The sequence below is a fragment of the Microbacterium terrisoli genome (assembly GCF_030866805.1).
GTDB lineage: Bacteria > Actinomycetota > Actinomycetes > Actinomycetales > Microbacteriaceae > Microbacterium > Microbacterium terrisoli.
This window is the reverse complement of record NZ_CP133019.1, coordinates 2,453,139-2,465,593: the sequence shown is the minus strand read 5'-3', so window position 1 is coordinate 2,465,593 and position 12,455 is coordinate 2,453,139. Positions and strand designations below refer to the sequence as shown.

11 protein-coding genes are annotated in these 12,455 nt (G+C 68.4%); 5 read left to right on the top strand and 6 right to left on the bottom strand.

Annotated features, from left to right (window positions below; all coding sequences use genetic code 11):
- Positions 1-3: 3 nt before the first annotated feature.
- Both dhaL and dhaK read right to left on the bottom strand, forming a co-directional pair.
- Positions 4-645: a dihydroxyacetone kinase subunit DhaL gene (gene dhaL / locus QU603_RS11070; RefSeq protein ID WP_308491445.1), complete on the bottom strand. Its 642-nt coding sequence runs from the start codon at positions 643-645 to the stop codon at positions 4-6.
- 4 nt (positions 646-649) lie between these two features.
- Positions 650-1,648 carry a dihydroxyacetone kinase subunit DhaK gene (gene dhaK / locus QU603_RS11065; protein ID WP_308491444.1) on the bottom strand — a complete coding sequence of 333 codons (999 nt, stop codon included), beginning with the start codon at positions 1,646-1,648 and terminating at the stop codon, positions 650-652.
- A gap of 126 nt (positions 1,649-1,774) precedes the next feature.
- On the opposite strand from dhaK, the gene QU603_RS11060 reads away from it, so the two are divergent.
- Complete coding sequence (locus QU603_RS11060) at positions 1,775-2,545, top strand: IclR family transcriptional regulator (RefSeq protein ID WP_308491443.1); 771 nt, start codon at positions 1,775-1,777, stop codon at positions 2,543-2,545.
- 80 nt (positions 2,546-2,625) lie between these two features.
- On the opposite strand, the gene glpK is transcribed toward QU603_RS11060, so the two are convergent.
- Together glpK and QU603_RS11050 are read right to left on the bottom strand one after the other, a co-directional pair.
- Positions 2,626-4,140 carry a glycerol kinase GlpK gene (glpK, locus tag QU603_RS11055; RefSeq protein WP_308491442.1) on the bottom strand — a complete coding sequence of 505 codons (1,515 nt, stop codon included), beginning with the start codon at positions 4,138-4,140 and terminating at the stop codon, positions 2,626-2,628.
- A 97-nt stretch (positions 4,141-4,237) separates the two neighbouring features.
- Positions 4,238-6,001 (bottom strand): glycerol-3-phosphate dehydrogenase/oxidase, encoded by a 1,764-nt coding sequence (locus QU603_RS11050; protein WP_308494003.1) that lies wholly within the window; start codon positions 5,999-6,001, stop codon positions 4,238-4,240.
- A 152-nt stretch (positions 6,002-6,153) separates the two neighbouring features.
- Between QU603_RS11050 and QU603_RS11045 the strand changes: the two genes are divergently transcribed.
- The 3 genes from QU603_RS11045 to QU603_RS11035 all read left to right on the top strand — a co-directional run bounded on the left by QU603_RS11045 (position 6,154) and on the right by QU603_RS11035 (position 8,864).
- Positions 6,154-7,116: a sugar-binding transcriptional regulator gene (locus QU603_RS11045; protein ID WP_308491441.1), complete on the top strand. Its 963-nt coding sequence runs from the start codon at positions 6,154-6,156 to the stop codon at positions 7,114-7,116.
- A 199-nt stretch (positions 7,117-7,315) separates the two neighbouring features.
- Positions 7,316-8,263, top strand: coding sequence for an MIP/aquaporin family protein (locus tag QU603_RS11040; RefSeq protein ID WP_308491440.1), 948 nt, complete (start codon positions 7,316-7,318; stop codon positions 8,261-8,263).
- A gap of 106 nt (positions 8,264-8,369) precedes the next feature.
- Complete coding sequence (locus QU603_RS11035) at positions 8,370-8,864, top strand: OsmC family protein (RefSeq protein WP_308491439.1); 495 nt, start codon at positions 8,370-8,372, stop codon at positions 8,862-8,864.
- Here the strand turns inward: QU603_RS11035 and QU603_RS11030 are convergent.
- On the bottom strand, positions 8,833-9,582 hold the full coding sequence (locus tag QU603_RS11030) for a lysophospholipid acyltransferase family protein (RefSeq protein WP_370655300.1): 750 nt from the start codon (positions 9,580-9,582) through the stop codon (positions 8,833-8,835). The genes QU603_RS11035 and QU603_RS11030 overlap by 32 nt on opposite strands.
- A gap of 148 nt (positions 9,583-9,730) precedes the next feature.
- Between QU603_RS11030 and QU603_RS11025 the strand changes: the two genes are divergently transcribed.
- Positions 9,731-10,675 (top strand): FKBP-type peptidyl-prolyl cis-trans isomerase, encoded by a 945-nt coding sequence (locus tag QU603_RS11025; protein WP_308491438.1) that lies wholly within the window; start codon positions 9,731-9,733, stop codon positions 10,673-10,675.
- Between the two features lie 77 nt (positions 10,676-10,752).
- On the opposite strand, the gene QU603_RS11020 is transcribed toward QU603_RS11025, so the two are convergent.
- Complete coding sequence (locus QU603_RS11020) at positions 10,753-12,411, bottom strand: glycosyltransferase family 2 protein (RefSeq protein ID WP_308491437.1); 1,659 nt, start codon at positions 12,409-12,411, stop codon at positions 10,753-10,755.
- Between the last annotated feature and the right edge of the window lie 44 nt (positions 12,412-12,455).

The window sequence follows — 12,455 nt, the reverse complement described above, 5'->3', positions numbered from 1 at the left end:
GATTCAGTCCTGGCCGGCCACCTGGTCGGCCAGAGCCTGCATGAGCAGCGTCGCCGAGGTCGCACCGGGGTCGAGGTGACCCGCACTGCGCTCGCCCAGATAGCTGGCCCGGCCCTTGCGCGCCACCAGCGGAATGGTCGCGTCTCGCCCCTTGGCCGCCGCTGCCGCCGACTGTCGGAGGGCCACCGCCAGCGACGCGTCGCCGTCCAGGGCCCAGTCCAGAGCGTCCATCGCCGGCTGCAGGGCGTCGTACATGGTCTTGTCGCCGGCCTCGGCCTTGCCGCGTGCCACGATGCCGTCCAGGCCTGCACGCAGGGCACCGGCGAGCTCTTGGCCGTCCAGCTGGGTGTCGCTGCCGACCGCCGCGCCCATGCGCAGGAAGAAGGTGCCGTACAGCGGTCCGCTGGCACCGCCCACCGAGGTCACCAGCGTCATCCCGACCTTCTTGAACAGGTCGGCGACGGTGGCCGGGGCCGGATCCAGTTTGGCGACCACGGCATCCATGCCCCGCGCCATGTTCGTGCCGTGGTCAGCATCGCCGATCGCCGAGTCCAGCTCGGTGAGGTAGGTGCGGTTCTCCGCGATGACGTCTCGGAAGCGGTGCAGCCAGGCGATCAGATCGCCCACATCGATCAGGTCCGTCATAACCTCACATCCCCCAGCGCAGCCCGGGAGTGCTCACCGGTGCGTCCCACAGCTTCAGCATGTCGTCGGTGGCGCGCAGCACCGTCAGCGAGCACCCGGCCATGTCCAGCGATGTGATGTAATTGCCCACCAGGTTGCGGGCGATGCTCACCCCGGCGGTCTCGAGGATGCGGGCGACCTCTCCGTACATCAGATACAGCTCCAGCAGGGGAGTGGCACCCATGCCGTTGAGCATCACGATGGTGGGGGCTCCCGTGAAGTCGAGGTCGGCCAGCACCGGCTCGGCGAGCATCTGCGCGACCTCGCGCGCAGGCGCCAGCGGCACGCGGCGTCGCCCAGGTTCGCCGTGGATGCCGATGCCCACCTCCATCTGGTCATCGGGCAGATCGAACGTGGGCTTTCCTGCGGCCGGCACGGTGCAGCTGGTCAGGGCGATGCCCATCGAGCGGCCGGCGGCGTTCACATCGCGCGCCATCTGCGCCACGGCGGCGAGGTCACGACCCGACTCGGCGGCAGCTCCCACTATCTTCTCCAGCAGCACCGTCAGACCCACTCCACGACGCCCGGCCGTGTACAGCGAGTCCTGCACCGCGACGTCGTCGTCCACCACGACGGTCTCGACCTTCACGCCCGACTCCGCCGCCGCCATCTCTGCGGCCATGTCGAAGTTCATGACATCTCCGGTGTAGTTCTTCACGATGTGCAGCACGCCGGCGCCGCCGTCCACTCCCGTGGTGGCCGCCATCATCTGGTCGGGCGTGGGCGAGGTGAAGATCTCACCCGCGCACGCGGCATCCAGCATTCCGAAGCCCACGAAACCGCCGTGCAGCGGTTCGTGCCCCGATCCACCGCCCGAGATCACCCCGACCTTTCCCGCTCGCGGAGCGTCGCCTCGGAATACGACGCGGTTGGCGTGGTCCACGCGCAGCTCCGGGTGGGCAGCCTGGATTCCGATCAAAGCATCGGTGACGACATCCTCGACACCGTTGATGAGTTTCTTCATGACGGGCACGCCTCCTTGCGTGTATCTTCGAAAACTGTTCGACAATGTCGAATATCCCGCGACATCGTGCGCGTGTCAAGATGCGATGATGACCGGGGTCGACGAGGACCGGCGCGGCGGGAGGCGATGACGATGATCCAGGCGATCGATCGTGCGGCGATGATCCTGCAGTGCCTGCAGGGCGCGCGCCACCTCGGCATCAGCGAGCTGGCCGAGGCCGTGGATCTGCCGGCCTCGACGGTGCATGGGATCGTCAAGTCGCTCCAGACGCACGGCCTGGTCGCCCGCGAGAGCGATGGGCGCCGGTACATGCTGGGGCCGGCGCTGCTGAAGCTGTCCAGCGTGTATCTGGAGAGCCTGGAGGTGCGTGCGCGCGCGATGCGGTGGACGCAGGAGCTCGCCCGCCGTACGGGGTGCGCTGTGCGACTGGGGGTCTCCCTCGGGCGCGAGGTCATCATCATCCACCACAACCGGCGGCCCGATGAGAGCCAGCAGATGCTCGAGACCGGCATCGTGATCCCTGTGCACGCCTCGGCTCTGGGCAAGGTGCTGCTGGCCTACGACCCGGAGCTGGCCGACGACGTGCTGGCGATGCCGCTGCCGAGTCTGAGCAACGCGACCCTCACCGACCCGAGCGAGATCCGCCTCGAGCTCGCGCGGGTGGCCGACCGCGGACTGGGCGTGGAGCAGGACGAGGCGGTGCTGGGGGAGTCCTCGGTCGCAGCCCCGGTGGCCGACCGCAGCGCGCGGGTGATCGCCGCCGTGTCGATCGTGATGCCCTCCACGCAATGGCCGCCCGAGACCAGCGCGCTGAACGATCTGCGCGAGGCGGCCCGCAACATCTCGCGCGAGCTGGGTTGCGCCGTGTGGCCACCGCGCGTGGACGACGCTTCCTGACCCGGTCGGACGCGGCAGGATCGACGAAGGGGGTGGACCCGCCGAGCGCGGCGGGTCCACCCCCTTGGTCGGAGGGCGCGTCACTTCACGTCGTCGTCGACCCAGTCGAACGTCTTGGTGACGGCCTTCTTCCAGTTGCGCAGCAGGCGGTCGCGCTCAGCGGGATCCATCTGGGGCACCCAGCGCCGGTCCTCCTGCCAGTTGCCGCGCAGCTCGTCCTGGTCGTTCCAGAAGCCGACCGCGAGCCCTGCCGCGTACGCGGCACCCAGTGCGGTGGTCTCGGCCACGACCGGGCGCACCACCGGAACATCGAGGATGTCGGCCTGGAACTGCATCAGCACGTCGTTGGCGGTCATGCCGCCGTCCACCTTGAGCTCGGTCAGCGGAACGCCGGAGTCGGCGTTGACGGCATCCAGCACCTCGCGGGTCTGGAAGGCCGTGGCCTCCAACGCCGCACGGGCGATGTGCCCCTTGTTGACGAAGCGGGTCAGTCCCACCAGCGCACCGCGCGCGTCTGCGCGCCAGTACGGGGCGAACAGGCCCGAGAAGGCCGGCACGAAGTACGCTCCGCCGTTGTCTTCCACGCTCAGCGCGAGCTGTTCGATGTCGGGGGCCGAGGAGATGATCCCGAGGTTGTCGCGCAACCACTGCACCAGCGAGCCGGTGACGGCGATCGAGCCCTCCAGAGCGTAGTGCGGCGCCGCGTCGCCGAGCTTGTAGCCCACCGTGGTCAGCAGCCCGTTCTTGGAGTGGACGATCTCCTCGCCCGTGTTGAAGATCAGGAAGTTGCCGGTGCCGTAGGTGTTCTTCGCCTCGCCGCTGCGGAAGGCCGCCTGACCGAACGTGGCCGCCTGCTGGTCGCCGAGGATGCCCGCCACCGGGACCTCGCGCAGCAGGCTGTTCGGTTCGACGGTGCCGTAGACCTCGGACGAGCTGCGGATCTCGGGCATCATCGACAGCGGCACCCCGAAGACGTCGAGGATGTCCTGCCGCCACTGCAGCGTCGTCAGATCCATGAACATCGTGCGGCTGGCATTGGTCACGTCGGTGGCGTGCACGCCTCCGTTGACGCCGCCGGTGAGGTTCCACAGCACCCAGCTGTCGGTGTTGCCGAAGTACAGGTCTCCGGCTTCGGCGCGCTCACGGGCACCGGCCACGTTGTCGAGGATCCACTTGATCTTCGTGCCCGAGAAGTACGTCGCCAGCGGAAGTCCGACCACATCCTTGAACCGCTCGGGTCCGCCGTCGCGTCCGAGGTCGTCGACGATGCTCTGCGTCCGGGTGTCCTGCCACACGATCGCGTTGTAGACAGGTTCGCCGGTGTTCTTGTCCCACACCACAGCGGTCTCGCGCTGATTGGTGATGCCCACGGCCGCGATGTCGTGACGGGTGAGGTTGGCGCGGCTGAGCGCCTGACCGATCACTTCGCGGGTGTTGTTCCAGATCTCCATCGGATTGTGCTCGACCCACCCGGGCTTGGGGAAGATCTGCTCATGCTCGAGCTGGCCGACCGAGATGATCGACCCTGCCTTGTCGAAGATGATCGCACGACTCGAGGTCGTACCCTGGTCGATGGCGATGACATAGTCGCTCACGGTAATCAAACTCCATTGTCAGATGATTTGGCCTCACGCCCGCCGGTCGGCGGGGTGGGTTCGGGTGTGGTGCGAGGTCGGGGATGCTGAGGCGCGGTCACCCCCGCCCGCTTCGGGGTGCGGATGCGGTCGGGCCGCCGTCCGAGGAGAGCAGGCCGGAAGGCTCCAGCCGCACACCGTGGACGTCGGTCATCACCTGGCGGCAGTCGGCGATCTCGGCGCGCATGCGCTCATCGTCCCACTGCAGCGCCTCGGCGAGCACGCGGGCCACCTCATCGATGACCAGCGCGGTGGCCAGTCCGTCGAAGGCCGAGCTGCTGCGGCGCAGGAGCACGTCCTGCAGGTGCACCACCTGCTCGGTCTCGGCCATGTGGCGCACTTCCTGTGCGCTGAACTCATCGGTGCCCTGGAGCGCGTCGTCGCCGTTGGCCTCCAGATAGGCGATCACGTCGGTGGCCCGCGTGCCGTACCGCGCCAGCAGCCGCGCCACGCGCGGAGCCGGCACGACGCCGGCGTGCGCGATGATCCATTCGTAGCGTGCGGCGTCGGTGCGCGGGTAGTCCCGGCCTCCGCCGATCGCCAAGCCCTCGGTGCTGACCGTGCGCGGCCAGCCGAGGTGCTCGAGGGTCTCGTTCGCCAGGTGCTCGGCGACGGCGCGGAACGTCGTCCACTTGCCGCCGACCAGGCTGAACACCGTCTTGCCGTTCAGCCCCCGCGGCTTGGACGGCACGATGCGATAGTCGCGCGAGACGAAGCCCGGCTGGGTGTCTTCGTGCCGCGGCAGCGGGCGCACCCCCGAGAACCGATAGACGATCTGCGAGCGGTCGATCGCGATGTCGGGAAAGACGTGCGCGACCAGGTCGATGAAGTAGTCGATCTCTTCTTCGGTGCAGCGAATGGGCTCGCGGATGTCGGCATCGATGTCGGTGGTTCCCACCATCACCTTGCCGCGCAGCGGGTAGATCAGCACGATCCGCCCATCGGAGTTCTCGAAGAACAGCTCGCGGCCGGCGCATGCGGCCAGAAGATCCGGATGGTTCAGCACGATGTGCGAGCCCTTCGTGCCCCCCATGTACCGCGTCTGCTCGCCGAGTGTCTCGTTGGTCAGGTCGGTCCACGGTCCGCTGGTGTTGATGACCACGTCGGGCGTGAGCTCGAACTCGTCGCCGGTGAGAGCATCGCGAACGCGCACTGCACCGTCGTGCACTCCGACGGCCTCGAGGTAGTTGGCGGCCCGCGCATGCGGGCCGGTGGAGAGCCCATCGCCCAGCACGTCCAGCGCAAGGCGCTCCGGCTCGTGCACCGAGGCGTCGAAGTACGTCGCCGTGTACTTCACTCCGCGGTTGAGCCGGGGCAGCTGCTGCAGCGACTTCTTGCGCCCGTGGAAGCGGTGGCGCGGCACGGTGCCGCCGTCGCGCGAGAACGAATCGTAGATCGTCAGCCCCAGCTTGATCAGGAAGGCGCCGCGCTCGACGGTCGACTTCTGCTTGTGCGTGAGGAAGCGCATCGGCGCTGCCACGATCCCCGAGAAGGTCTTGAAGATCGGGATCGTCGTCTCCAACGGCTTGACGTAGTGCGGCGCGATCTTCAGCAGGCCGTTGCGCTCGTGCACCGCCTCGCGCACGAGCCGGAACTCACCGTTTTCGAGGTAGCGGATGCCGCCGTGGATCATGTGGGAAGAGGCGCTGGAAGCGCCCGACGCGTAGTCTCCCCGCTCGACCAGCGTGACATCCACTCCCTGCAGCGCAAGCTCGCGGAAGGTGCCGACCCCGTTGATTCCGCCGCCGATGATCAGCACTGTGGGGTGGGCGGCGTCTTTCACCTCCGACACGTTCGATCGTGTCCTGGTCGCGGCATCCATCACCATCATCGCTCCGCTCGCTGTTCACTCGTCGCGTGTGCGCACGTGCTCGAAAGCCTGCTTCCTGCGCCGCGCGTTCAGAGCTATTGTGCGAACATCGGAAAATAATCGTCAAGCGGTCTGCACGGACGTGCAGGAAGGACTTCGACGTCATGGGAGAAAACCTGCCCAAGAAGGTCCGAGACGCGTTGCGCGCCGTCCACTTCTATTTCGTGCAGGACCTGACGATGGACACCATCGCGCGCGAGATGCACACGTCGCGCTCGACGGTGTCGCGACTGCTGTCGTACGCGCGTGAGACGGGGCTGGTGGAGATCACGATCCACTCGCCGCTGGACACATCCAGCCACGTGCAGCAGCAGATCCAGGACCGGTACGGCATCACTGCGCACATCATCCCGCTCACGGACCAGACCAGCGATGTCGATCGTCTTGAGCGCGTGTGCATGTCTGCGGCACGACTGCTGAACGACTTCATCGATTCGGGCATGACCGTCGGCATCGCATGGGGGTCCACGCTGACCGCGGTCAGCAGGCACCTGGTGCCGCACCGGCTGCACGACGTCGTCTTCGTGCAGATGAACGGCGCCGGCAACGACCACACGACCGGCATCGTGTACGCCAGCGAGATCCTGCGCAGATTCGCCGATGCGTTCGGCGGAGTGAGCCAGCAGTTCCCCGTGCCCGCGTTCTTCGACGAGGCGGCGACGAAGTCGGCGATGTGGAAGGAGCACAGCACGCAGCGGATCCTGAACATCCAACGACGCATGGATGTCGCGGTCTTCGGCATCGGCTCGCCCGCCGCCGTCGTCCCCGGTCACGTCTACGTGGGCGGCTACCTCACTCGGGCCGATCATGCCTCGCTGAGTGCGGAGGGCGCCGTGGGAGATGTCGCGACGATCTTCTACCGCGAGGACGGGACGTATCGCGACATCCCCATCAATGCCCGCGCGACCGGCCCCGATTTCGCCATGCTGCGCCGCGTGCCGCGTCGGATCGGGATCGTGGCGGGACTGTCTCGCCTGTCGAGTCTGCACGGCGCACTGGCGGCCGGCCTGATCACCGATCTCGTCATCGACGAAGGTACGGCGCACGCGTTGATCCGGGGCGCCTGACCCGTGCCGGGCGGACGTGCGACGTGTGCGGGCGACGGTCTGGACGGCAACCAGACCCTGCACGTTTTCTCATTCCCATTGACCCACTTTCTGTGAAGCGCTGATATGGGGATTGCGGTGCCGGTTGCGGTGTCGCGAACGGGTGCGGCGAGCTTCGCCGTAAACGTATGGGGACGGCAAGACATCAAAGGAGATCATCGTGAGCCTCATCACCCCGCTGCGAGGCGCATTGCGCCACGGAGCACCGTTGAAGCGCTTGGGAGGGACGTGGGGAGAAGTCCTCGCCGAGTTCCTGGGCACCCTGATCATCATCGCCTTCGGCGATGGCGTGGTCGCCATGGCGGTGGCCGCACTCCCGGGATCGGGTCGTGCACAGACGCCGACGACGATCTTCCTGGCCGCCGGCGACTGGCTACTGATCGCATGGGGCTGGGCGTTCGCGGTCGCCTTCGCCATTTACATCGCCGGTGGAATCAGCGGTGCGCACCTGAACCCGGCTGTGACGCTCGCCTTCGCGGTGCGTCGCAAGTTCCCGTGGAAGAAGGTGCTGCCGTACTGGGGGGCGCAGCTGGCGGGCGCGTTCGTGGGCGCCGCCCTCGTGTACGCCGTGTACTTCGAAGCCATCGACGCGTTCAACAAGGCGTCCAAGACCGCGCGGGATGCCGCGGGGGGCCTGGCCACGTTCTCGATCTTCGCGACGTTCCCGGCGCCGTACTTCGGCGGCAACAACTGGGGCCCCTTCCTCGACCAGGTCGTGGGCACGATGTTCCTGGTGATGCTCATCGCCGCGATCGTCGACCAGCGCAACATGGGTGGGTTCGTGAAGCACTTCGCGCCGCTGATGGTCGGCCTTCTGATCGCGGCGATCGGCATCTCCTTCGGCGCCAACGCCGGATATGCGATCAACCCTGCACGTGACCTCGGACCGCGCCTGTTCGCGTGGTTGGCCGGGTGGGGGCAGGTCGCGATGCCAGGCACCGTGGACGGTTCGTTCAGTTGGTACTTCTGGGTGCCGATCATCGGACCTCTCATCGGTGGTGTCATCGGTGTGATCATCTACGACCTGTTCATCGGCGACGTGCTCCACTCGCGGGAGGTCGCTGCCGAGATCGCAGGCGAGGGCGAGGCCGAGAAGGCCGAGGCCTGACCCCGAGCCGCACTATCGCACGCCCGTGCACTCACCGCCGCGCTTCGCCCCTGCGCGGCGGTGAGTGGTGCGTGGGTCGGCGCAGCGCCGGTGCCACACTGGGATCATGAGCGCAGAACACACGTATCGGCTGCGGACGGTGTGGACCGGAGACCGGGGGACCGGCACCAGCGGCTACCGCGACTACGACCGCAGCGTCACCATCAGCGCCGAAGGCCGACCCGATCTGCTGGCTTCGGCCGACCGCACCTTCCACGGTGACCGCTCGCGCTGGAACCCTGAAGACATGCTCGTGGCGGCGCTGTCCGAGTGCCACCTGCTGTCGTATCTGCACGCGGCGGTGAAGGCGGGTGTGGTGGTCACCGGGTACGACGACGAGGCGACCGGCGTCATGGCCGAGGACGGCCGCGGTGGCGGGGCGTTCACCGAAGTGGTGCTGCGTCCGCACGTGACCGTGGCCGAGGCGGCCATGGTGGATGCCGCCACCGCCGCGCACCGTCAGGCCCACGAATGGTGCTTCATCGCCAATTCGGTGAACTTCCCGGTGCGGGTCGAGCCCGAGGTGGCCGTCAGAGCCGCTCGTGGGGCAGAGCCCGCTTGATCCGTTCGATCGGCGTCTGTGCGGGCACCTCGTTGTAGGCGTTGGCGAGCTCCTGCCCGCTGAGCTCGTGGATCGCCGCCATGATCTCGTCGGTGGCGAGCCGCCGGGCCCGCCCCGAGGTGGCCGGTCCGTGGGGGCTCACATCGATGGGCTTGCCGAAGGTCACCGTCGCGCGTGGGCGCAGTCGCGGAAACTTCGCTCCGACCGGCATGATGACATCCGTGCCGATCAGGCCCACCGGGATGACGGGTGCGCCGGTCTGCAGGGCGAGGAAGGCGACGCCCGTCCGACCCTTGTAGAGACGTCCGTCCAAGGATCTCGTGCCCTCGGGGTACAGGGCGATCGCCTCGCCTGCCTCGAGCAGATGCTTCTGCTGGTCGAGCGCGTCCAAGGCCGCCTGCCCCGCTCCTCGGCGGACGGGGCTTGCCCCGACGGCGGTGAACAGGGTCTTCGACAGCCAGGAGTCGAAGTAGGTGGCCTTTGCGAGAAAGCGGACAGTGCGCGGCGCAGAGATCGGGATGGCGATCGAGTCGATGAAGGACAGATGATTGCTCGCGAAGATCACCGGGCCGGTGCGCGGCACGTTCTCACGGCCGAGGATGCGCGGCCGGTACAGGACACGCGCCAGGGGCACCAGCAGAAAACGGGCGGCTCGGTAGGCGAACCCCACCGATGTGTTGTGCGCCTCGTCAGCGGCTGCCGGTTCCGAATCTGTCACCCAACGAGAGTACTGCCGCAACCATGCCGTCGGCGGAATGCCGTTCTCAGGCGCTGTGCCCGACTCTTTCAGGTAGGACATGAGAATGTGCGCAAAGATGGGAAGTCCGCGCCTTCGCGGCATCCGACTTCACACACTGAGGAACTCTGTGCGTACCCGCCCCGTCATTGCCCTGTCCATCGCTGCCTTCGCGGCGCTGTCGCTCGCCGGCTGCGCGGCGTCCACGCCCACCGCCTCGCCGTCGCCGTCCACATCGGCCGCCGCCGACCTGTGCACCGCCCAGGTCTCCTCCGGCACCGCCTCCGATGCGGTGAAGGTGTCGGGCGCGGTCGGAAAAGAGGCGAAGGTCGAGTTCACCAAGCCGCTCGCGGTGACCGCCCTGCAGAGCAGCGTGGTCACCGAGGGCAAAGGCGAGAAGCTGAAGACCGGCGATCTGGTGCAGTTCGCCCTGACCGAGTTCAACGCCAAGACCGGCGCCAAGAACGGTTCGGTCGGCCAGGACGAGGGCGGCCTGCTGCCGCAGGCGGTCTCAGCCGACAGCATCCTCGGGAAGGTGCTCGGCTGCGCCCCGGTGGGCACCCGCGTCGTGGCCACGATCCCCGGTGACGAGACGAGCCCGGCCAGCGTCGACGTCGTGGATGTGCTCAAGATCATCCCCGACGCCGCGTGGGGCGCCGCTCAGACCCCGAAGGACGGCTTCCCGACCGTGAAGCTCGCCTCGGACGGCGCGCCCACCGTCACGATCCCCAAGACCGACGCCCCGACCGCGTTCGAGAAGGAGACGCTGAAGAAGGGCGACGGGACGAAGATCGCCAAGGGCGATGCCGTGCTCGTGCAGTACTCGGGCGTCTCCTGGACCACCGGCAAGAACTTCGACAAGAGCTGGGGCCGCCAGCCGTTCCCGTTCCAGGTCGGCCAGGGCGTCGTGCAGGGATTCAGCGATGCGGTGATCGGTGAGACCGTGGGCTCGCAGGTCCTCGCCGTGCTGCCGCCGTCGGCCGCCTACGGTGCGGGCAAGGTCAACGACAAGGACCTCAAGGGCCAGACCCTGGTCTTCGTCATCGACATCCTCGGCGTGCAGCACGGGCAGTGACACCGGGGCGGCGCGCCCAGCCCGCTGACGGCTGACGCGGCCGACGCGCTCAGTGCGACGTGCTCAGTGCGACGTGCTCAGTGCGCGAGGGTCGCGAACACCGCGGCGGTGACGCACGCGGCGGTCACCACGGTCGCGGTGACCGCGATGGCACCCGGGCGGCGCCACGCTCGCGCGCCCGCGTGAGCGCGCGGGCAGCGCCGGCGCAGGATGCCGTCGGCGACATACCCGGCGCCGGCGAGCACGGCACCGGTGGCGAGCACGGCCCCGGCAGCCGGAACCGACGCGCCCGCGGTCGCAGCACCCGGGACGCACGCGGCCAGCAGCAGCAGCTGACGCACCGCCGTGCCCGTCCCGCCCGTGGAGCGCACGGCGAGCGCGGTCGTGATGACCGCCGCGACGATGACCAGGGCGATCGTCGCCGGAGCCGCTGCGACCAGCGAGCACAGGAACGCCAGAGCCGCGATCACCGGCACCGCGGCGGCGCCGGCCTGCCGCCAGAACCGCATCGGAGTGCGGCCCCAGGACACCAGTTGCGCGTGAGTGCGTCCTGTGCCGGATGAGGCATGCGCGACCGCCGCCTGTCGCAGCCGGCGCAGCAGCGCGGCGTGAGGTGACGATGCCGCGCGCCCCGTCGGCAGCGGCTCGTCGGTGCCCACAAGCGCCACGGCACGGCGCAGTGTGTCCGGCGACACGTCATCGGCGAGGGCGATCGAGCCGGGCACGTCCTTCAGCACTGCCACCCGTGACAGGGTCATGCGGTCTTCGGCGTGCAGGAACTCGTCCGGCATGGCCACCAGGGCCAGTGCCGTCGGCCAGCGCCACGCCGCCGGGATGCGCTGGATCATGTCGGACGGCATCGCGTTCTGGATCGTCGCGCGAACGGCGGTGAAGAACGCGTCGCGGCGGGGCTGCGGCATCCATCGCACCGCCTCCGAGCGCAGGCGGCCGACGAGCTCGATCCGCATCCACCGGTTGAGGTACGCGTCGCGCTCGGCCCCCGCCGGAAGGGCCTCGGTGACGATCGCGATCGCACGCGAGAGGTCCCGGTAGTACGCACCGGGGTCGTACGCCGTGAAGCCGGCCCCTGCACCGTCGCTGCGTGCGACGTGCACATAGACCGGCGCATCGGCGAACACCGAGACGTGCCGCGCACGGGTGTAGGCGACGGAGAGGAACAGGTGATCCTCGAGCCGACGTGCGGTCTCGTCGAAGCGCAGCCCGTTGGCGTTCAAGAACTCGCGACGGAACATCGCGTGCGCAGACATGCTGGAAGGCAGTGGCACCTCGGGCGCGCGCGCGTCGCGGACGGTGCGGGCGAACAGGGCGACGGGCACCTTGCGTCCCTCGCCGCGCATGCGGCCGATCACGACATCCGAGTCGGCCGCCCGCGCGAAGTCCACCAGCGTGGACAGGGCGTGCGGGGTAAGGCGGTCGTCCTGGTCGACGAACTGCACGAACTCGGCGTCGGATGCCGCGATGCCGACATTGCGCGGACTGCTCGGCCAGCCCGAGTTCGGCTGATGGATCACCCGGGCCCAGGGGCGGCGTGCACACCACCGCTCCAGGGCCTGTTCGGTGCCGTCGGAGCTTCCGTCGTCGACGAAGATCGCATCGAACCCACCGTCGACAGGTGCCTGGTCGTCGAGGGCATCCAGCAGCGGCCGCAGGAAAGGCCCGGGGTTGAAGACGGGAACGATCACGCTCACCGCCAGGGGTTGCCCGCGCAAGGTCATTTCGCCGAGTGTAGACGCCGTCGGCGACCCCGAGGCAACGGACG